Annotated in this window: 18 protein-coding genes; 5 read left to right on the forward strand and 13 right to left on the reverse strand. The window is 67.5% G+C overall.

Going from position 1 to position 19,472, the window contains the following annotated elements:
* Window positions 1-339 precede the first annotated feature (339 nt).
* Genes IBL25_RS02425 through IBL25_RS02440 form a run of 4 tightly spaced genes read left to right on the forward strand, consistent with a single transcriptional unit; the run spans window position 340 to window position 4,362 of the window.
* Window positions 340-1,524, forward strand: a complete 1,185-nt coding sequence (locus IBL25_RS02425; protein ID WP_187776966.1) for an extracellular solute-binding protein — start codon at window positions 340-342, stop codon at window positions 1,522-1,524.
* A gap of 19 nt (window positions 1,525-1,543) precedes the next feature.
* Window positions 1,544-2,617 (forward strand): ABC transporter ATP-binding protein, encoded by a 1,074-nt coding sequence (locus tag IBL25_RS02430; protein ID WP_202986650.1) that lies wholly within the window; start codon window positions 1,544-1,546, stop codon window positions 2,615-2,617.
* A complete protein-coding gene (locus IBL25_RS02435; RefSeq protein ID WP_187776967.1) occupies window positions 2,614-3,507 on the forward strand; it encodes an ABC transporter permease in 894 nt (297 codons plus the stop codon). The genes IBL25_RS02430 and IBL25_RS02435 overlap by 4 nt, the downstream gene beginning before the upstream one ends.
* Before the next feature lie 12 nt (window positions 3,508-3,519).
* Entirely contained in the window at window positions 3,520-4,362 is an 843-nt protein-coding gene (locus IBL25_RS02440; RefSeq protein ID WP_187776968.1) for an ABC transporter permease, read from the forward strand.
* A gap of 39 nt (window positions 4,363-4,401) precedes the next feature.
* Here IBL25_RS02440 and IBL25_RS02445 read toward each other — a convergent pair whose 3' ends face one another.
* From IBL25_RS02445 to IBL25_RS02480, 8 genes are all read right to left on the reverse strand, one after another.
* Entirely contained in the window at window positions 4,402-5,589 is a 1,188-nt protein-coding gene (locus IBL25_RS02445; protein WP_187776969.1) for an extracellular solute-binding protein, read from the reverse strand.
* Between the two features lie 153 nt (window positions 5,590-5,742).
* Window positions 5,743-6,774 carry a Gfo/Idh/MocA family protein gene (locus IBL25_RS02450; protein WP_187776970.1) on the reverse strand — a complete coding sequence of 344 codons (1,032 nt, stop codon included), beginning with the start codon at window positions 6,772-6,774 and terminating at the stop codon, window positions 5,743-5,745.
* Between the two features lie 63 nt (window positions 6,775-6,837).
* Complete coding sequence (locus IBL25_RS02455; RefSeq protein ID WP_187776971.1) at window positions 6,838-7,659, reverse strand: transporter substrate-binding domain-containing protein; 822 nt, start codon at window positions 7,657-7,659, stop codon at window positions 6,838-6,840.
* Between the two features lie 49 nt (window positions 7,660-7,708).
* The gene (locus IBL25_RS02460) at window positions 7,709-8,359 is read right to left on the reverse strand and encodes an amino acid ABC transporter permease (RefSeq protein ID WP_187776972.1); all 651 of its coding nucleotides are present in this window, start codon (window positions 8,357-8,359) and stop codon (window positions 7,709-7,711) included.
* 11 nt (window positions 8,360-8,370) lie between these two features.
* Window positions 8,371-9,042, reverse strand: coding sequence for an amino acid ABC transporter permease (locus tag IBL25_RS02465; protein ID WP_187777006.1), 672 nt, complete (start codon window positions 9,040-9,042; stop codon window positions 8,371-8,373).
* Window positions 9,043-9,222: 180 nt separating this feature from the next.
* On the reverse strand, window positions 9,223-10,293 hold the full coding sequence (gene hemH / locus IBL25_RS02470) for a ferrochelatase (protein WP_187776973.1): 1,071 nt from the start codon (window positions 10,291-10,293) through the stop codon (window positions 9,223-9,225).
* Entirely contained in the window at window positions 10,293-11,267 is a 975-nt protein-coding gene (gene hemC / locus IBL25_RS02475) for a hydroxymethylbilane synthase (RefSeq protein WP_187776974.1), read from the reverse strand. The genes hemH and hemC overlap by 1 nt, the downstream gene beginning before the upstream one ends.
* A gap of 60 nt (window positions 11,268-11,327) precedes the next feature.
* Window positions 11,328-12,827, reverse strand: a complete 1,500-nt coding sequence (locus IBL25_RS02480) for a catalase (protein ID WP_367615534.1) — start codon at window positions 12,825-12,827, stop codon at window positions 11,328-11,330.
* A 118-nt stretch (window positions 12,828-12,945) separates the two neighbouring features.
* Between IBL25_RS02480 and IBL25_RS02485 the strand changes: the two genes are divergently transcribed.
* On the forward strand, window positions 12,946-13,881 hold the full coding sequence (locus tag IBL25_RS02485; RefSeq protein WP_187776976.1) for a LysR substrate-binding domain-containing protein: 936 nt from the start codon (window positions 12,946-12,948) through the stop codon (window positions 13,879-13,881).
* A gap of 18 nt (window positions 13,882-13,899) precedes the next feature.
* Here the strand turns inward: IBL25_RS02485 and rbsK are convergent, their stop codons facing one another.
* The 5 genes from rbsK to IBL25_RS02510 are packed head-to-tail and all read right to left on the reverse strand — an operon-like array spanning window position 13,900 to window position 19,417.
* Window positions 13,900-14,841 (reverse strand): ribokinase, encoded by a 942-nt coding sequence (gene rbsK / locus IBL25_RS02490; RefSeq protein ID WP_187776977.1) that lies wholly within the window; start codon window positions 14,839-14,841, stop codon window positions 13,900-13,902.
* 8 nt (window positions 14,842-14,849) lie between these two features.
* Window positions 14,850-15,920 (reverse strand): aldose 1-epimerase family protein, encoded by a 1,071-nt coding sequence (locus tag IBL25_RS02495; protein ID WP_187776978.1) that lies wholly within the window; start codon window positions 15,918-15,920, stop codon window positions 14,850-14,852.
* A gap of 2 nt (window positions 15,921-15,922) precedes the next feature.
* Window positions 15,923-16,915, reverse strand: a complete 993-nt coding sequence (locus tag IBL25_RS02500) for an ABC transporter permease (protein WP_187776979.1) — start codon at window positions 16,913-16,915, stop codon at window positions 15,923-15,925.
* Between the two features lie 16 nt (window positions 16,916-16,931).
* On the reverse strand, window positions 16,932-17,924 hold the full coding sequence (locus tag IBL25_RS02505; protein ID WP_187776980.1) for an ABC transporter permease: 993 nt from the start codon (window positions 17,922-17,924) through the stop codon (window positions 16,932-16,934).
* Window positions 17,921-19,417, reverse strand: a complete 1,497-nt coding sequence (locus IBL25_RS02510) for a sugar ABC transporter ATP-binding protein (RefSeq protein ID WP_187776981.1) — start codon at window positions 19,415-19,417, stop codon at window positions 17,921-17,923. The genes IBL25_RS02505 and IBL25_RS02510 overlap by 4 nt, the downstream gene beginning before the upstream one ends.
* Between the last annotated feature and the right edge of the window lie 55 nt (window positions 19,418-19,472).

The raw sequence follows: 19,472 nt of genomic DNA on the forward strand, positions 1-19,472 counted from the left end.
GTTGAAAGCATGCAGCCGGTGCCGCCGTCTTCGCACCTGCGGTAGCCGAAGGGAATCTGCGCCTGACATCTCCGCTCCTGCGGGGCAGCGCCCCGCCGATGTCCAGAAATAACAACGCCCGCAGAATGATCAAGTCGGGCCGGAGCCCGGCTCTCCCGAGAGGAGTATTGCCCGGGTGGAAATCATGCCCCAACTGCCCATCCGGCAATCCAGACTGCTATAGCAGTAGCGCGGGCAACAAAGGTGTGATTAGCATCCGCGAGACCCAAGGATGGTTCACCGGTGCCGGCGCCCCCCGCCGTGCCAGTGCTTGCATCCTGGTAAGAAAGAGGAAACGACATGCAATACGCCTCTCGACGCGGCCTTCTGGGCGGCAGCGCCGGACTGGTTCTTGGCAGCATGGCGGGGGCTGGCGCCAAGGCCCAGACCGCCGAGCCGCGCAGCCCGCTGGCCCTGAACATCATCGATGCCGCCGGCAACCTCGCGCTGACGCAGAAGGCCTTCGACAACTACCGCCGCGCCAAGCCGCGCATGGTGTCGCGCATGGTCTTCACCAAGGCGCCGGCCCCGGAAGTGCCTGGCAAGATCAAGGCGCAGCAGCAGGCCGGGCGCCTGGACATCGACATGGTGATTGTTGGCACCGACGCGCTCTCCGCCGGCATCCAGCAGGGGCTCTGGACGGAGCTGACCGACACGCATGCCCGCGCCCTGCCCAATCTGCAGGACATCTTCCTGGAGCCGGCCTGGCGCATGCAGGGCCTGGCGCAGAAGCAGGGGGTGGTGGTCTCCTACTACCCCTCCGGCCCGCTGCTGGAATACATGCCGAACAAGGTGCCGACGCCGCCCGCCAGCGCCGAGGAACTTCTGGCCTGGACCAAGCAGAACCCCAACAAGTTCTGCTACGCCCGCCCGGCCAATTCCGGCCCCGGCCGCACCTGGCTGATGGGCCTGCCCTATATCCTGGGCGACAAGGATCCCAGCGACCCGATGAACGGCTGGGACAAGACCTGGAGCTACCTGAAGGAACTCGGCCAGAACATCGAGTATTACCCGACTGGCACCGGCGTGACGATGAAGGAACTGGGTGAGGGCACCCGGGACATGATCATCAGCACCACGGGCTGGGACATCAATCCGCGCGTCCTCGGCATTGTGCCGAAGGAAGCGAAGGTGGCGACGCTCAAGAATTTCCGCTGGGTGGTCGATGCCCACTACATCGTCATTCCCAAGGGCATCGCCGAGGAGCGGCTGCGCGTGCTGCTCGACCTGACCTCTTTCCTGCTCACCAAGGAAAGCCAGGCCTATACCTATGACGAGGGCTATTTCTATCCGGGCCCGGCGGTGAAGGGCGTCACGCTCGACATGGCGCCGAAGGAAAGCCAGGACGCGATCCGCGAATATGGCCGCCCGGAATACGAGAAGCTGATCGCCGAGACGCCCACGGAACTGCCGCTGGACGCCGACAAGATGGTGCTGGCCTTCCGCCGGTGGGACGAGGAGATCGGGGCGCGGAGAACCCGGTGAACGACGGAGTTACCCTGGTATGACCATGCACGCTGCCGAATTCCGTGAACTGCGCCTTGAAGGCATGCGGCGCACCTTCGGGAACCTGAATGCCCTGAAGGGGATCAACCTCAACATCGCGCGTGGCGAGTTCATCGCGCTGCTCGGCCCTTCCGGCTGCGGCAAGTCCACCGCGCTGAACTGCCTGGCCGGCCTGCTCCCCCTCACGGGGGGGAGCATCTGGCTGGATGACCGGCGCATCGACACGCTTCGCCCGGAACAACGCGGCTTCGGCATGGTGTTCCAGAATTACGCGCTGTTTCCGCACATGACCGTGCGGCGCAACGTGGCCTTCGGACTCATGATGAAGGGCGTGCCCAAGGCGGAAGCCGCGCGGCGGGTAGATGAGGCATTGGCCACCGTGCGCCTGCAATCCCAGGCGGAGAAGCTGCCGGGCCAGCTCTCGGGCGGCCAGCAGCAGCGCGTGGCCATTGCCCGCGCCATCGTTATCGAGCCGCCGCTGGTGCTGATGGACGAGCCGCTCTCCAACCTCGATGCCAAGCTGCGCCTGGAGATGCGGGCCGAGATCCGGCGAATCCACGAAGGCCTTGGCTCCACCACCATCTATGTGACGCACGATCAGGAGGAAGCCCTGTCGCTGGCGGACCGCATCGTGGTGATGCGGGAAGGCGAGATCCGCCAGGTCGGCACGCCGCAGGAGCTTTATGCCCAGCCGGCGCATCTCGATGTCTCGGACTTCATGGGCTACCGCAACCGGCTGCCGGGCCGTGTCATCGGGCGCGAGGGCAACCTCGTCACCCTCGACATGGGCCATGGCGGGCGCCTGACCGGCACGGCGCGGGAGAGCCTCGGCAGCAATGCCGTCATCGCCGTGCGCCCGGACGACATGACCACGACGGCGGAGAATGCCTCCGGCGTCCCGGCCACGGTGCGTGCCATCGAGTACCGTGGCCGCGAGTTCCATGGCATCGCGACCACGGCGGGCGGCATCGATCTGTTCTTCCATACCGAGGCTCCGGTCGAGATCGGTACGCAGGTCCGGCTCGCTGCCGAGCCGCAGCGCGCCCTGGTCTTCGCGGGGGAGGCCGCATGAGCACGGCCATCGACACCAGCCCGCCGCTGCGGCTGCGCATGGCGGCGAAGGGGCTCGACACAGTGACGCTGCTGGTGCTGCCGGCAGCCTTCGTGCTCGTGGCGCTGTTCCTCTATCCCTTCCTCTACGGGCTCTGGCTCTCCTTCCGCCCGAAGGATGGCACGCTGCTGGGGAACTACGGTCGCTTCTTCTCCGATCCCTTCCTCTACGACACCATCTGGGCGACGATGCGGCTGGCGGTGCCGGTCACGCTGCTGAACCTGCTGCTGGCGGTTCCCGTGGCCTTCCGCGTGCGCCTGATGCGGCGGCAGCGGCTGCTGACCACCATTCTGATCCTGCCGATCACGCTCGGCACGGTGCTGGTGGCGGAAGGCATGCTCTTCTATTTCGGCGCGCAGGGCTGGTTCAGCCGCACGCTGATGACGATCGGCCTGACCTCGGGCCCGATCAAGCTGACCAACAGCTATATCGGCGTCTTCCTGTCGCTGCTGATCACCGGCTTCCCCTTCACCTTCCTGCTGACGCTCTCCTATGTCACCGGCATCGATCCCTCGCTGGAACAGGCGTCGGCGACGCTGGGGGCGGGGCCGCGCTCGCGCTTCCGGCACATCTTCCTGCCGCTGCTGCTGCCGGGCCTCGCCATCACCTTCTGCCTCAGCTTCGTGCAGGCCTATTCGGTCTTTCCCTCGGCGGTGCTGGTGGGCGAGCCGGCCCGAATAACCCGCGTCATCTCCATCGCGGCCTACCAAGCGGCCTTCGAGGAATATGATTACTCCATGGCCTCGGCCATCGCGATGATCATGGGCTTCACGCAGCTGGCCGTGGTGGTCCTGGTGCTGGCGTCGCGGCAGTTGTTCTATCGCGGCCCCGCCGGCGGCGGCAAAGGCTGAGGAGCGTCCTAGATGCATAGCAATCCCAGCCTTTCCACCCGCCTCTGGGCCGCGGCGCTCTGGGTTCTGGTTGGCTTCTTCGTGCTCAACCTGCTGGCGATGATCGGCTCCGTGGTCGTCAGCTCCTTCGGTACGCGCTGGCTCGGCACCTGGCTGCCGGCCGGCTGGACCACCCGCTGGTATTCCGCGGCCTGGGAGGAGTTCCAGTTGCACGACGTGCTGCTGGTCACCTTCCAGATCACCTTCTCCGTGGTGCTGCTCTCCGGCCTCTTCGGCGTGCCGGCGGCCTATGCCATGGCGCGGCGGGACTTCCCCGGCAAGCGGCTGCTGATGCTGCTCTTCCTGCTGCCGCTGCTGGTGCCGCCCATCACCTATGGCATCCCGATGGCCACCGTACTGTATCAGGTAGGGCTCGGCGGCACGATGGCGGGCGTGATCCTCGCCAATCTCGTGCCCACAGTCCCCTTCGTGATCCTGGTCATGATTCCCTTCGTGGAGCAGATCGATCCGAAGATCGAGGCCGCCGCGCGGGTCTTCGGCGCCGGCACCTTCCGCCTCTTCGTGCATGTGCTGACGCCGCTGCTGCTGCCGGGTGTGCTGGCGGCGCTGCTGCTGGTGCTGGTGCGCACCATCGCGATGTTCGAGCTGACCTTCCTGACCGCGGGCCCGACCAGCCAGACGCTGGTGGTCGCGCTCTATTACTCGGTCTTCGCGGCGGGTGTGCGGGCGGTGCAGTCGGTGGATGCCATGGCGGTGATCTACATGCTCGCCACGCTGATCTGGCTGGTGATCGCGCTGCGCTTCGTCAGCCCGACGCAGATCGTCGCCCGCGCCAAGCAACAGCAGGCACACTAGCGGATACGGCAGGGCGGCTCGCCGCCCTGCCGCCCCTCCTTACTGCCGCGGCTTCTTGGAGCCGATCTGCTCATCCCAGCGGCGGAAGGCCGCCACCAGCCGGTCCGGCGTCAGCGGCGGTGCCACCGGGCGTTCCTTGAACCAGGTCTCGTATTCCGGCCGGCCGAATTCACGGATCACGTCCTGGCTTTCCTGCGGTGCCATCGAGAGCGGCGCATTCGCGATCACCGGGCCCGGATAGAGATAACCCTTGTCATAGGTCATGGCCTGCTGCGGCGGCTGCAACAGGAAGGCCATCAGCCTGGCGCAGACCGCCACGCGCTCCGGCGCCACGCCCTTGGGCACGGCCATGAAATGCGCGTCCGGCAGCCAATGCGTGCCATCCAGCATGAAGACCTTGGCTTCCTTCGGCACGATCCCCAGCACGCGTGGGTTGATGTCCCAGCCGCAGGCGGTCGCGATGATGTCGCGCGAGCCTTCGCCGAACTCCCGCATCGTGGCGGCGGTGCCGGTTGGATAGTAATCGATCGTCTCGCCGATGGCCTGGAGATAATCCCAGCTCTTGTCCCAGCCATTGATCGGGTCCGAGGGGTCCTTGTCGCCCAGGATGTAGGGAAGGCCCTGCAACAGGGTCCATCCCGGCCCGGAATTGGCCGGGCGGGCATAGACGAAGCGCCTGGGATGCGCCCTGGCCCATCCCAGCAGGTCTTCCGGCGTGCGGATCGTCGCCGTCATCCGGTCGGGCATGTACTCGAACAGGGGACCGGAGGGCGTGTAGGACACCTCGATGCCATAGCCGCGACCAAAATTCGCCTGCAGCATCTTGGCGCCGGGGATCAGGATCCTGTCCAGGTCCGGCAGAACATCGGAATAGGCTGGCAGCATCTGCGTCCAGAGGCCCTGGTTGATGCCGTCCGACAGCGGGCCAAGCCCGAGCAGCACGAAGTCGATATCCAGCCGCCCGGCATCCTGCTGCGCCTTGAGCTTCGGCGCCAACTCGGGCGAGGGCGCGACCTGGATGTTGAGGCGGGAGATCAGCTTGGGATTCTGCTGCCGGAACAGCTCGATCGCCGGGCGGTCGATCTGCAGGGCGCCGGCAACATCCATGATGCTGAGCGCGATGGGCGCGCTGGGCAGAGGGGTCTGCGCATGGGCTTGCTGCAAGGCCACCGTCGCGGCTGAGCCACCGGCCAGCAAGGTACGCCGGCGCAGGTAATGGATGGACATGCTTCCTCCGTTTTCTGTGACGTGCCGTCAGGCGAGGGACGCGTACTCGCAAAGCCCGCGCACCAGGACAGGCGCAACGATGCCTCATCGTAAGCATGACCGAGAATGGAGGGAGTTGCAGCAATTTCAGCGAGGCATGATGCCGCCGCCTCGCTAGATGGCCTTGACCGGGCAAGGGCGGCCGCTGCGCGAACTCTCCAGCAAGGCGTCGACGAGATAGTGGACGCGCAGCGCGTCGGTGCCGCTGGCCGCGGGCTCGCGCCCTTCGTCCAGCGCATCCAGGAAATCCGCCAGCACGCTGCGGTGGTAATCGTGCGGGAAGGCCATGGGGTCGGCGCCGGTGCCGCCGCCGCCACCTGGGCGAAGCTCCGTGACCCGGCCATCCTGGTGCTGCACATGCAGGTCCACGCCTGTCAGCGCGGCCGTGGCCCGTGTTCCGATCAACTCGATGCGCTCCGGGAAGCCCGGGAAGGCGGCCGTGGTGGCCTCGATGGTGCCCATGGCGCCGCTGGCGAAGCGCACCGCCGCGCAGGCCAGATCCTCCGTCTCCATGCGGTGGACCGGGCTGGTCGTGGCATAGCCGGTGACCTCGGCCACCGGTCCGGCCAGGCTTTGCAGCAGGTCCAGCGTATGGATGCCCTGGGTGATCAGCACGCCGCCGCCATCCCGCGCCAAGGTTCCACGGCCCGGCTCGTCGTAATAGGACTGGGGGCGCCAAAGCCGGATGCTGGCGGAGGCGGCGAGCAGCGTGCCGATCTGCCCCTCCCGCTGAAGTGCCGCGAATTGCACGGCGGCGGGCCGGAAGCGATGCTGCAGCACCAGGCCCAGCGTGACGCCGGCCTCGCGGCAGGCGGCGACCAGTTGCTCGGCCCGCGCGGTGGTGACCTCCAGCGGCTTCTCCAGCAGGATATGCTTGCCGGCGGCGGCGCAGCGGCGGACCAGTTCGAGATGCGTATCCGGCGGCGTCAGGATCATGACGCAATCCACGCTGGCATCGGCGAGGATTGTGTCGAGCTGATCGATGAGCGGAAAGGGGAAACGCCGCGCGAAGCTCTCGCGCCGGGCTGCGCTGCGCGCATAGGCGCCAGCCACTTCCACGCGCTCCGCCAGATCAAGCAAGGATCTGGCATGCGGCGTGACAGCCATGCCGAGGCCAATGACTCCGATGCGGTGCCGCGTGGCCATGCCTGCCTCCGGCCTCAGGAGAAAAGCCCGCGGCCTGGAGGGCCGCGGGGTGACAGCGGATGATCAGAACTGCGGCATCGGCGGCAGCGGGTCCATCGGTGCCTTGAACCAGCGCTGGTGGATGCGGTCCAGCTCGCCGTTCTGCACGATGGAGGCGATGAAGGTGTTGCACCAGTCGCGCAGGGCCTCGTCCTGCTTGCGGAAGGCCATGCCATTGGCCTGGGCACGCAGCGTGAACTTCGGCTCGATCTGCAACTGCGGGTAATTGTTGGTCAGCTGCGCCAGAACCGTGCTGCTGGCGCCGATGGCCTGCACCTGGCCCGAGATGATCGACTGCGTCGTGGTGGCATCATCGTCGAAGCGCATGACGCGAATTTCCTTTGGCGCCACTGCCATCAGCGCCGAATCCTGCGTGCTCGCACGCGCCACGCCGACGCGCACGCCCTTGAGGTCGTCCGGGCCTTTGATGTTGGTGTTCTTGGGTGCCAGGATATAGGTCGTGAAGGCACTGTAGGGATTGGAGAAGAGCACCTGCTTCGACCGTTCCTCGGTGATGCCGAAGGTGGCGACCAGCATGTCCACCTTGTTGGTCAGCAGGAAGGGGATGCGGTTGGGGCCGGTGACAGGCACCAGTTGCAGCTGCACGCCCAGTTCCTTGGCCAGCAGGACGGAAACATCGGCGTCATAGCCGGCCGGCTTCTGGTTCTCGTCGATGCCGCCGAAGGGCGGGTAGTCGGTGAGAATGCCGATGGAGATCGTTCCACGCTTCTTGATCTCGTCGGGCGTGGCGGCCATGGCGGGGCGGATCAGGCCAGGCATCAGCGCGGCGGTGCCGCCGAGCGCGAGCGCGCCAAGAGCGCGGCGGCTGATCGGGTTGAAGGTCATAGCGATTTCTCCCTGGTCACTGCATGTATCATTGTCGTCGGTTGCCGCTTCAGCGGGTGGCAAGGGCGAGTTTCTGCTCCATGCGCTTGCTATAGGCCGAGAGCGGCCAGCAGATGACGAAGTAGGTCAGCCCCACCAGCCCGAAGATGGTGAAGGGCTGGAAGACGGCGTTATTGATCACCTGTGCCGCGCGCGTGATTTCCACGAAGCCGATGATCGAGGCGAGAGAGGTGGCCTTGATCAACTGCACCAGGAAACCCACGGTGGGCGGGATGGCGATCCGGAAGGCCTGCGGCAGCACGACCAGCCGCATCTGGTTCCAGTAGCGCAGGCCGAGGGCGCTCGATGCTTCCCACTGGCCGCGCGGCACCACTTCAATGCTGCCACGCCAGATCTCGCCCAGGAAGGCGCTGGCATGCAGGGAGAGACCCAGCGCCGCCGCGCCCCAGGGATCGACATTGAAGCCGAAGATACCGGGGACGAAGAAGGCCAGGAACAGCTGCATCAGCAGGGGCGTGCCCTGGAAGAGCTTGATGTAGCCGAAGGCGAGCCAGCGGAGCGGCTTGATGGTGCCGCTGCGCATCAGTGCGATCAGGATGCCGCCGATGCTGCCGCCGATGAAGGCGAAGATGGACAGCAGCAGCGTCCAGCGCACCGCCGCCAGGATGAAGATGATCTCGTTGGGGCCGAGGCTTCGCATGCGCCGCTCCCTCAGCGTGTGGCTGGCTGGCGCAGGAAGGTGCGCTCGATCATGGCGAAGATGCCCCAGAAGATCAGGGACAAGGCGAAATACATGCCCGTCACCACGAAATAGACCTCGAAGCTGCGGAAGTTGCGCGCCTGGATGTCATTGGCGGCGCCGGTCAGCTCGCTGGCCGCGATGGCCGAGCAGACGCTGGAATTCAGCATCAGCAGGATGAACTGGCTGGTTAGCGCCGGATAGATGGCCTGGATGGCCGGCTTCAGCACGACGAGGCGGAAGATCTGCAAGGGCTTCAGGCCCAGGGCGCGGCCGGCCTCGATCTGTCCCTTGGAAATGCTTTCGATGCCAGCGCGGATGATCTCGATCCCATAGGCGCTGACATTGACCACCAGGGCCAGCAGCGACGCCTGGTCGGCCTCCAGCCTGATGCCGATGGCGGGCAGGCCGAAGAAGATGACGAAGATCTGGATCAGGAAAGGCGTGTTGCGGATCAGCTCGATATAGGCGTCGATCACCCAGCGCAGGAGCTTCGGCCCGCCGGTCTTTCCCAATGCGCCCAGAACCGCGACGACCATGCCAATGGCCATCGCGGCCGCGGAAAGCCACAGGGTACGCAAAGCACCGGCCAGAAGCTCGTCCCAGGCCGCGAAGACCTGCCCGAACTCGAAAACATAGTTCATGCCGGCCAGCCGCCGGCCCATGGGCATAGCGCTGCCATGGGCTTCCCCCTCCTGAATCGCTTCCGGCCGGCCTCCAGGGCCTTGGCTCAGTCTTCTTCACGGCCGCGCGATGTGGCACGGCAGGTCGAAAGGCTGGCCCGGATCACGGCGCCATGCAAGTGGAGAGGAGATGACGAGAAGTTAACCGTGAGGGGATGACCAGCCTGCTAGTTCTTCCTGGACAAGAGTAGCCAGGAAGGAGGTTGCCCCGGCGCTGTCGTTCAGGCAGGGCAGCAGGTGAAAGCGCGTGCCGCCGACGCCAAGGAATTCCTCCCGCAGCTCGCTGCCGAGTTCCTCCAGGGTTTCCACGCAGTCGGAAAGGAAGCCTGGCGCAACCACGGCGATGCGCCTGATGCCCCTGGCCGGCAGGCTCGCGACATAGTCATCCGTATAGGGCTCCAGCCAGGGCTCACGACCGAAACGGGACTGGAAGGTCATGGGGAAGCGCTCCGCATCCAGGCCGAGTTCCTGGCGCAGCGCCACCATGGTGCGCTTGCATTCGCGCATATATGGGTCGCCCGCTTCCACATAGCGGCGCGGCAGCCCGTGGAAGGAGCCGATCAGCAGTTCCGGTTCCCAGCCGAGCTGCTGTAGCGAAGCCCGGATACGCTCCGCCATGGCGCGGATGTAGGCTGGATGGTCGGGGAAGCTCGGCAGAGTGCGGATCGCAGGCTGCCGGCGCATCCGCATCAGGGCGCGGAAGGCGGCGTCATTCACCGTCGCGGTGGTGGTGGCGCTGTATTGCGGGTAGAGCGGCACCAGCAGCACGCGGCCGCAGCCCTGGTCCACCAGGCCCTGCAGCCGCTCGGCCACCGAAGGCTGGCCATAGCGCATGGCCCAGTCCACCACCACTCCCGTGCTCTCCTCCGGCCACAGCGCGCGCAGGTTTTCCGCCTGGGCGCGGGTGAAGCTCCGCAGGGGGGATTCGTCCTTCTCCCGGTTCCAGATCTCGCGATAGGCGGCACCGGTGCGGAAGGGGCGCCGGCTGAGGATGACTCCTTGCAGCAGCGGCTGCCACCAGAGCGGGCTGGCCTCGATGACGCGCCGGTCGGACAGGAATTCCGAAAGATAGCGGCGAATGGCCCAGTATCCCGTGCCATCCGGCGTGCCGAGATTCACCAGCAGCACGCCAATGCGCCCCGCCTGCGCCGGGGCCGGCTCGGACCAGCTCGGCTTGCCGGCCTGGCCCGGTGGACATTCGATATAGCTCATCACAGGATATCCTCGGGACTGTCCGCGCGCAGGGCGGCGCCCAGTTCGGCGCCCAGGCGGGCCGCATCGGCCTGCCGCCCGCGCAGGCTGCGCCGCAGCAGGAAGGAGCCATCGGGCCGCGCCAGCATGGCCGTCAGCAGCAGTTCACCACCGGGCAGCGGGCGCGCGAAGGCGCCGACAGGGGTGCGGCAGGAACCATCCAGCGCATGCAGCACCGCGCGCTCCGCCCGGGCGGCGAACCGCGCGGCGGGGTCGTCGATGCGCGCCAGCAGGGCGCGCGTGTGGTGGTCGTTCTCCCGCGCCGTCACGGCAATGATGCCCTGGCCGGCGGCGGGCAGCATGGCCTCGGGCTCCAGCACGGCGGCGATGCGGTGGGTCAGGCCCAGGCGCTTCAGCCCGGCCACCGCCAGCAGCGTGGCAACGAAGTCACCGCCCTCCAGCCGCTCCAGCCGCGTGCGGACATTGCCGCGGAGCAGGCCGAAGCGCAGGTCCGGCCGTGCGTGCAGCAGCTGCGCCTGCCGCCGCGGGGAAGCGGTGCCGATGCGCCCGGCCTCCGGCAGGCAGGGGAAGGGCAGGGCGCGCTCGGTGGGTGGGCAGCAGGGTGCCAGCACCAGGGCATCGCGCGGGTCCTCACGCGGCAGCATGCAGGCAATGGCGATGCCGCGCGGCAGTTCCGTCTCCAGGTCCTTCAGGCTGTGGACGGCGAAATCGACACGTCCGTCCAGCAGCGCCTCATGGATATCCTTGGCGAAAAGGCCCTTGCCGCCGAGATCGGCCAGCCGCCGGTCCTGCACCCGGTCCCCGGCGGTGCTGATGACCTCCTCCCGCATTGGCAGCCCGGGGCGGATGGCGTCCAGCGCCTCCATCACCATCCGCGTCTGGGTCCGGGCCAGGGCGGAGCCCCGCGTGCCGAGGCGCAGCGCGGCCAGAGTGGCCTGGGGAGGCCAGGAAGGGAGCGAAAGGACGGCTGACATGCGGAAGGTCTTTCTCCTGGGGCCGCGCGCGGGGTAGGTGCCCCACGCGCGGTTCCGCTGTTACTCGGCGGCCGCGGCGGGGATGACGTCGGCGGCCGTCGTGGGGGCCGAGGCCGGGGCGGTGTGGATGCGCTGGATCGCGGCCTCCACGCCGGCGGCATAGGCCGGGTCGGCGCGGCGGAAGTGCTCCAGCTGCCGCTCGATGATGAAGCGCGGCACGCCCTGCATGGCACCGGCGATATTCTCGAACAGCCGCTGCTGCTGCGCCGCGTCCATCAGGCGGAACAGGTCGCCGGGCTGGCGGTAGTCGTCGTTGCCGTCGCGGTGGTTGTAGTGGTCCGCGTCGCCGTTGATGCGCAGCGGCGGTTCCTTGGCCGAAGCCACCTCCGCCGGGCCGTTGAAGGAATTCGGCTCGTAGTAGGCGTCGGTGCCATGGGGCGCGTCGAAGCGCATGGCGCCATCGGCGTGGTAGTGGTGCACCGGGCAGCGCGGGCGGTTCACCGGCAGCGCCTCGTAATGCGTGCCGACGCGGTAGCGGTGCGCATCCGCATAGGCGAAGAGACGGCCCTGCAGCACCTTGTCCGGCGAATAGCCGATGCCCGGCACGACATTGGAGGGCGAGAAGGAAGCCTGCTCGATCTCCGCAAAATAATGCTCGGGGTTCCGGTTCAGCTCCAGCACGCCCACTTCGATCAGCGGGTAGTCGCCATGCGGCCAGACCTTGGTCAGGTCGAAGGGATTGTACCAGTGCTTGTCGGCATCGGCTTCCGGCATGATCTGCACGCAGACGCGCCACTTCGGGTATTCGCCGCGCTCGATGGCTTCGTAAAGATCACGCTGGGCGCTTTCACGATCCTCGGCGATCACGGCATTGGCTTCCGCGTTCGTCCAGGTCTTGATGCCCTGCATGGACTTGAAGTGGAACTTCACCCAGTAGCGCTCACCGGCATCGTTCCACAGCGAATAGGTGTGGCTGCCGTAGCCGTTCATGGCGCGGTAGTTCTGCGGCAGGCCACGGTCGCTCATCAGGATGGTCACCTGGTGAAGGCTCTCGGGGGAGAGCGACCAGAAGTCCCACATGGCGGTCGCGCTGCGCATATTGGTGCGCGGGTGGCGCTTCTGGGTGCGGATGAAGTCCGGGAACTTCATCGGGTCACGGATGAAGAAGACGGGCGTGTTGTTGCCCACCAGATCCCAGTTGCCTTCCTCGGTGTAGAATTTCAGGGCGAAGCCGCGCACGTCGCGCTCGGCATCGGCCGCGCCGCGCTCGCCGGCCACGGTGGAGAAGCGCAGCAGCGTCTCCGTCACCTTGCCGGGCTGGAAGACCTTGGCGCGGGTATACTTGGTGATGTCGCCGGTGATGGTCAGGGTGCCATAGGCGCCGGAGCCCTTGGCATGCACCACGCGCTCGGGGATGCGCTCGCGGTTCTGGTGCGCCAGCTTCTCGATCAGCTGGAAGTCCTGCAGCAGGACCGGGCCGCGCGGGCCGGCCGTGACGCTGTTCTGGTTGTCGGCAACCGGCGCACCCGCCGTGCTGGTCAGTACGGGACGTGTGGTGATGTCTGCCATCGGGTCCTCCATCTCTTCGCCTTCAGGGCGCTGGCGGAAGATGACCGAAGCTGAAGCGCAGGTTAAATCGATCTTTTCATCCGGATTGTTCGGTCTTACCTATGGGTCCATGGCACCTCCCAGCACCCTCGCCGGCCTTTCCCTGCGCGACCTCGAATACGCCGTGGCAGTGGCCGACCTCGGCCATTTCGGGCGTGCGGCGGAACGCTGCGGCGTCAGCCAGGCGGGCCTTTCTGAGCAGGTGCGAAAGCTGGAAAGCCTGCTAGGCGTTGCGCTGTTCGAGCGCACGACGCGGCGCATCACCGTCACTCCGGCAGGGGAGGTGCTGCTGCGGCAGGCGCGGGACGTGGTGGCCGCGGCGCGCCTGCTGCTGGAGATGGCGCGCAGCCGGTCTGAGCCGCTGGCGGGGCCGCTGCGCCTGGGCGTCATCGCCACACTGGGGCCTTACTACCTGCCGGGCCTGCTGCGGGCGGCGCGCACGCGCTACCCCCGGTTGGAACTACGCTTGCAGGAGGGGCAGACCGCTACCTTGCTCAGTGCCCTCCAGGCCGGTGACCTCGACGCGCTGCTGGTGGCCTTGCCGCTGCCAACGGAAGCGCTGATGGCCGAGGCGCTGTTCTTCGAGCCCTTCCGCGCTGTGCTGCCCTGCGACCACCCGCTAACCAGTCAGCCTGAACTCGGCTTGCAGGATCTGGCGGGCGAGGGGCTGCTTCTGCTGGAGGAAGGGCATTGCCTGCGGGACCAGGCCCTCTCGCTCTGCGGCAAGAACCAGCCGGGGCGGGATGCACGCTTCGCCAGCAGCCTGGAGATGCTGCGGCACATGATCGCTGCCGGCGAGGGCTATTCCCTGCTGCCCCTGCTGGCAACGCAGGAGCGGGCGGAACTGGACGGGCTGGTGCGCGTGCGTGACCTGACCCATGCCGAGGAGGTCGGCCGCACCATCGGCCTCGCCTGGCGACGGACGGATACGCGCGCCGAGGCCTTCCAGGAATTCGCCGCTTTCCTGCGGGAGATGGCGCCTGCCGGAACGCGCGCCGCCCAGTAGGGCGGCGCGCCGGGCCGATCAGGCGCCGGCGGAAGCCTTCAGCGCCTCGCGGAAGCGGGCGAAGGTGGCGGCATCGGCGAAGGCCTTCTGGGTACCCGGACGGGTGATGGAATCCGCCGCATAGCTGGCACCCCAGGCCATGGCCGCCTGCACGTCGCGGTTGGCGGCGTAATGCTGCGCGAAGGCGCCGATGAAGGCGTCGCCCGCGCCGCTGGTGTCATGCGCCCGCACCCGCACGGAAGGCACATGCACCGCCGGGCCGTCGGTCACCAGCAACGCACCATCGGCGCCCAGCGTCACAATCACGGCCCGGATGCCACGGGCCACCAGGGTGCGCGCGGCGGCCTCGGCCTGTGCCGGCGTCTCGGCGGGCAGGCCGGTCAGGATGGTCAGCTCGGTCTGGTTGGGCACCAGGAAGGTGGCGGAAAGGATGCGCTCCACATCCAGCTCAGGCACCGCCGGGGCGGGGTTCAGCAGCACCTCGATCCCCTCCCGCGCCGCCCAGGCGACGGTGTGGTAGATCGTCTCCAGCGGGATCTCCAGTTGCAGCAGGATCAGGCCGCAGGTGCGGAGGTCGTCGGCCGCCGCGTCCACATCCGCCGGCAGCAGGTGCTCGTTGGCGCCCTTGACGATCAGGATGCGGTTCTCGCCGGAGGGCTCGACGAAAATGGGCGCCACGCCGCTCTGCGTGCCCGGCACGGCGCGCACGTGGCGGGTGTCGATGCCCAGGTCCTGGAAGTTCTTGATCGTGCCGCCGCCGAAGAGGTCGTCGCCCACGCGGCTGACCAGCAGCACGTCCCCGCCCAGCTTGGCGGCGGCCACGGCCTGATTGGCGCCCTTGCCGCCATGGCCCATGGCGAAGGAGGGGGCGGCCAGGGTCTCGCCCGCCGCCGGCATCCGGTCGGTATAGGTGATCAGGTCGACCATGTTGCTGCCGACCACACCGATGCGCGTACCCATGGAAGTTCCTATCCTAGCGAGGAGATGAGAGCGGCCGTCTTGTGGGCCGCTTCTTGGTCCAGGTAGCCGGCGCGCACGGAGAAGCCGGCCTGCGCCCCCGGCGGCAGCAGCCGCACATGGCCCTTGCGCTTCTCCGCCGCATAGCCTTCCGGCTGGCAGGTGGAGGGCAGGGCGAAGGCGGCCACCTGCTGGTCCGGGTCGTGCAGAATCCAGCGGACCGTGTGCGGGAAGTCGGCGGGGGCATAGGACATGGCGAAGCCATCGCCCTCCGGCCGTGCGAGCATCAGGTGGGTCTCGCCCTTCGCGTCGGTGCCGAGGCCGTGCAGGTAGAAGACCTGCTCCGGGTCATAAAGCTCCGGCTCGTCCAGCGCCTCCATGCGCGCCGGGTTGCGCGCGAGGTCCTCGATCAGCGCCAGATAGGCCGGGTTGGGCTGCACATGCGCCGGCACCGCGTGCCGCACCGCCGTGCGATCCGGCGTGAAGGGGGCCGGTTGCAGGCAGCGGCCGCCGGGCACGAAGGCGAAGTTGACGTGGCACATGTACATCAACTCCATCGGCTTGCCCGACAGGTTGCGGATGTTGAGGCCGATGTCGAAGAGCGTGGCGCCGGGCCGCAGCGCCAGCGAGGGATGCGCCTGGTAGTGCGAGCCGAAGCCCATGACATATTCCCGCGCGCTGACCACGCGCAGGAAGGAGCCGTTCGCGTCCTCGCCGAATTCAAGCCATGCACGATCCATCGGCGCGCAGGGGAATTCACCATGGGCGGCGTGGCTGTCCTCCGGCGCCGGCACGCCGTTGCGTAGCAAGCCGCTGTGGAAGGCGAAGCAGCCATAGGTCTCAGCGATGGTGGTTGCCGGGCGCGGGGCGTCGAAGCCGCTGGACATGGCCAGTTCCACGCCGTCGAAGCGCGCGGACCAGATCATGCCGCCCATCCAGGGCAGCACCACCACCTCGCCCCGGCTGTTGCGCAGGCGTAGGCCAGGGATGCCGGTGTGGAAGCGGAAGAGGGTGGCGGAGAGTTCCCCGGCGCGCAGGACCTCGCCGGTGACTTCGGGGTAGAGGGGGATGGTCGCGGCCATGGTCAGCGCACCCGGTTCCGCCAGGCGGCCAGGGCGATGGAGAGCAGCAGGAAGCCGCCCCAGATCAGGTCCACCAGGAAGTTGGAGAAGCGCATGATCTGCAAGCCGGAAGACAGCAGCATCAGCGCCACCAGCGCCAGCGCCACGCCCACCACGCTGCCGCGCCCGCCGGCCGGGTTGGTGCCGGCCAGCACCGAGATCAGCACGGCCTGCAACAGGTAGGAGACGCCGTAATCCGACTTCGCCGCATTGGTGCGGCCGGACAGCAGGATGCCCGCGATGGAGGCCAGCACGCCGGTCATGACATAGGAGAAGAAAACGGTGCGCCCGGTGCGCAGCCCGGCGAAGGCCGCCGCGCGCGCATTGGTGCCGATCAGCGACAGGTTGATACCGAAGGCGGTGCGCGACAGCAGGAACCAGACCAGCGCCGCCACCACCAGGAAGACGATCAGCGGCACCGCGATGCCGAGGGCCGTACCATTGCCGATCTGGCCCCAGAGCTTGGGGAAGCCCACCACGGCGGGCCCGCCCGTCAGCACCAGGCAGATGCCGGTGAAGACCTGCCCGGTGCCAATGGTGGCCAGGATGGGCGTGACGCGCAGCCGGGTGATCAGCAGACCGTTGATGGCGCCCGCGATGATCCCGGTGCCGAGCGCAATGCCGATACCGGCCGCCACGGTGTGCAGCGGCAGGTTCACCAGTTCCGGCCCGCGCGGCCCGCCGACCCAGTGGAAGAACATGCCCGCCAGGATGCAGGAGAGATTGGCTATGCCGATGACCGAGAGATCGATGCCGCCGGTCAGCATCGCCACCATCATGGCGATGGCCAGCAGGCCCAGCTCAGGCGCGATGAAGGTGATGGATTCAAAGACATAGGGGCGCAGGAACCGGTCGGGGTTCAGCGCCGCCATGCCGGCGAAGATCAGCACCGTCAGCAGCAGGAGCTGCAGCAGGTTGGTGTCGAAGCGGCGCAGGCGCTGGGTGATGGCGCTCATGATGCGTTCCCTGCCTTCAGGCGATGCGCTTGCGGTCGCGCCAGGCGGTGGCCGCCGTGGCCGCGATCACGATCAGGCCCACCACCACGCGCTGCCAGGTGGTGTCCACGCCCAGGATGATCAGGCTGTTGGTGATGACCACCAGCGTCAGCACGCCCAGCACGGTGCCGATGACCGTGCCGCGCCCGCCGAAGATGCTGGCGCCGCCGAGCACCACCGCCGCGATCACGTCCAGCTCCAGTCCCACCATGTCGCGCGGGTTGGCGGTCCAGATCATGGCGCCGTGCAGCAGGCCGGCGAAGCCCGCCAGCGCACCGGCCAGGCCATAGATGAAGAAGGTGGTGCGGCGGACATTGAAGCCGACGCGCCGCGCCGCTTCCTCGCCGCCGCCCAGGGCATAGATGCTGCGGCCCATCATGGTGTAGCGCAGCATCAGATGCACCAGCAGGGCGATACCAGCATAGACCAGCACCATGGAGGAGAGGCCCGCCGTGCTGCCATCCGCCTGGGTGACATGGAAGAACTCGCCACGGGCGAAGTTGATCAGCAGCGGCGGCATCTGGTCGATGTTGATCTGGCTGGTGCCGACCACGCCGAGGATGAAGCCGCGCACGGCGGTGCCGGTGCCGAGCGTGACGATCAGCGGGATCATCCGCAGGTAATAGACGAAGACCGCGTTCACCAGCCCGAGGCCGACGCCGATGGCGGTGGCCATGGCGAAGGGCAGCAGCACGCCATCGAAGCCCCAGGCGATCATGGCCTTCACGGTCAGGTACATGGCCGCGATGGCGAAAGCGGGGAAGGAGACGTCGATGCCGCCAGAAAGCATGACCAGCAGCACCGCCAATGCCAGGATGCCGGTGATGACGCTGGCACGCATCAGGCTGAAGAGGTTGGCGGGCTGCCAGAAGACCGGGTTGATCGTGCCGATCACCACCACGGCCAGCACCAGCACGGCCGCCACCATCATCTCCGGATGGCGGCGCAACGCGTTGGCGAGGGCGCTCATGCCAGGGCTCCCAACTGCTCGCTGAGCGCGGCTTCGCTGGTTGCCTCGGTGGGCGTGTCGGAGACCAGGCGGCCACGATGCAGCACGATGATGCGGTTGCAGTTGTCCACCAGCTCCGGCAGGTCGTCGGAGATCATCAGCACTCCCAGGCCGCGTGCGCGGGCGAGTTCACGGATCTTGCGATGGATGCCGGCCTTGGAGCCGACATCGACGCCCACGGTGGGGCCATTCAGGATCAGCAGGCGCGGGTCGTTCAGCAGCCAGCGGCCGATCACCACGCGCTGGGCATTGCCGCCCGAAAGCTGCGTCACCGGCCGGTCCCCGGTGGGGGTGGCGATGGCCATCTCGCGGATCATCCCCGCCGCCTCCCGCTCCGCGCGGACGCGCTGGATGACACCGCCCTTGCTCAGCCGCGCGTGCGAGGTGGCGAGCATGTTGCGGTCGATGGTCTGCGTCAGGAACAGGCCCTCGGTCAGCCGATCCTCGGGCACATAGGCGATGCCGTGCTCGATGGCGCGCTGCACGCTGTCCAGCCGCACCTCCCGCCCATCGATGCGGACCTGACCCTGATAGCCGTGCTTCATGCCGAAGAGCGCCAGCGCCAGTTCCGTGCGGCCGGAGCCCAGCAGGCCAGAAACGCCGACGATCTCGCCCGGCATGACGCGGAGCGAGATGTCTTCGAGCTGCCCCGGAATGCTGAGGCCCGAGACCTCCAGCAACGGCGTGCCGCCGGCTGTGCCGTCCCAGCGGTAACCTTCCGCCGCGATCTCCTGGCCCGTCATGGCGCGGGTGATGGCGGCTTCGTCGAATTCGGAAATGGGACCCGCCGCCACGACGCGGCCGGAGCGGATGACGGTCAGCCGCTCGCTGATCTCCAACATCTCGCGCATCTTGTGGCTGACGAAGAGCACGGCGATGCCACGGCTCTGGATGTCGCGCACCACACGGAACAGGGCTTCCACCTCGCGCCCCGTCAGGGCGGTGGTGGGCTCGTCCATGATCAGCAGGCGCGGGTCGGACATCAGCGCGCGGGCGATGGCGACAAGCTGCTTGCCGGCGGTGGGCAGCGTCTCCACCAGCGCGTCGAGGTCGAGATCGACGCCAAGCTTGCGGATGGCTTCCTGCGCGATGCCGCGGACACGGCGCCAGGAGACGAGCTTGCGCCCTTCCTGAAGCTCCATGCTGAGCGCGAGGTTCTCCGCGACCGAGAGGTTCCCGAACAGCGAGAAATCCTGGTAGATCACCTGCACGCCATGCTGGATGGCGGCGCGGGGTGTCATGCCCTCCATCTTCTGGCCATCGATCAGCAGCTCGCCCTGGTCGGGCTGCCAGACGCCGGAGATGACCTTGATGAGGGTGGACTTGCCGGAGCCGTTCTCACCGGCCAGGCAATGGATCTCGCCCCGCCCGATGGTGAGGGAGACATCCTCCAGGGCCCGCACGGCAGAGAAGCTCTTGCCGATATGGCGCAGTTCGATCAGCGGAGGGGTCATGCTTGTCCGTCGCCAGGATGCAGGGACGGCGGCCTAAGCCGCCGTCCCCTTCACC

The sequence above is a fragment of the Pseudoroseomonas ludipueritiae genome (assembly GCF_014490445.1).
Lineage (GTDB): Bacteria > Pseudomonadota > Alphaproteobacteria > Acetobacterales > Acetobacteraceae > Pseudoroseomonas > Pseudoroseomonas ludipueritiae.

What these genes read in the sequence shown, in the direction of transcription:
- hemC (WP_187776974.1), bottom strand. Translation starts at nt 11,267, where the DNA reads ATGTCAGCCGTCCTTTCGCTCCCTTCCTGGCCTCCCCAGGCCACTCTG.
- IBL25_RS02485 (WP_187776976.1), top strand. Translation starts at nt 12,946, where the DNA reads ATGGCACCTCCCAGCACCCTCGCCGGCCTTTCCCTGCGCGACCTCGAA.
- IBL25_RS02465 (WP_187777006.1), bottom strand. Translation starts at nt 9,042, where the DNA reads ATGAACTATGTTTTCGAGTTCGGGCAGGTCTTCGCGGCCTGGGACGAG.
- IBL25_RS02425 (WP_187776966.1), top strand. Translation starts at nt 340, where the DNA reads ATGCAATACGCCTCTCGACGCGGCCTTCTGGGCGGCAGCGCCGGACTG.
- IBL25_RS02495 (WP_187776978.1), bottom strand. Translation starts at nt 15,920, where the DNA reads ATGGCCGCGACCATCCCCCTCTACCCCGAAGTCACCGGCGAGGTCCTG.
- IBL25_RS02440 (WP_187776968.1), top strand. Translation starts at nt 3,520, where the DNA reads ATGCATAGCAATCCCAGCCTTTCCACCCGCCTCTGGGCCGCGGCGCTC.
- hemH (WP_187776973.1), bottom strand. Translation starts at nt 10,293, where the DNA reads ATGAGCTATATCGAATGTCCACCGGGCCAGGCCGGCAAGCCGAGCTGG.
- IBL25_RS02435 (WP_187776967.1), top strand. Translation starts at nt 2,614, where the DNA reads ATGAGCACGGCCATCGACACCAGCCCGCCGCTGCGGCTGCGCATGGCG.
- IBL25_RS02505 (WP_187776980.1), bottom strand. Translation starts at nt 17,924, where the DNA reads ATGAGCGCCCTCGCCAACGCGTTGCGCCGCCATCCGGAGATGATGGTG.
- IBL25_RS02460 (WP_187776972.1), bottom strand. Translation starts at nt 8,359, where the DNA reads ATGCGAAGCCTCGGCCCCAACGAGATCATCTTCATCCTGGCGGCGGTG.
- rbsK (WP_187776977.1), bottom strand. Translation starts at nt 14,841, where the DNA reads ATGGGTACGCGCATCGGTGTGGTCGGCAGCAACATGGTCGACCTGATC.
- IBL25_RS02500 (WP_187776979.1), bottom strand. Translation starts at nt 16,915, where the DNA reads ATGAGCGCCATCACCCAGCGCCTGCGCCGCTTCGACACCAACCTGCTG.
- IBL25_RS02510 (WP_187776981.1), bottom strand. Translation starts at nt 19,417, where the DNA reads ATGACCCCTCCGCTGATCGAACTGCGCCATATCGGCAAGAGCTTCTCT.
- IBL25_RS02430 (WP_202986650.1), top strand. Translation starts at nt 1,544, where the DNA reads ATGACCATGCACGCTGCCGAATTCCGTGAACTGCGCCTTGAAGGCATG.
- IBL25_RS02455 (WP_187776971.1), bottom strand. Translation starts at nt 7,659, where the DNA reads ATGACCTTCAACCCGATCAGCCGCCGCGCTCTTGGCGCGCTCGCGCTC.
- IBL25_RS02445 (WP_187776969.1), bottom strand. Translation starts at nt 5,589, where the DNA reads ATGTCCATCCATTACCTGCGCCGGCGTACCTTGCTGGCCGGTGGCTCA.
- IBL25_RS02450 (WP_187776970.1), bottom strand. Translation starts at nt 6,774, where the DNA reads ATGGCCACGCGGCACCGCATCGGAGTCATTGGCCTCGGCATGGCTGTC.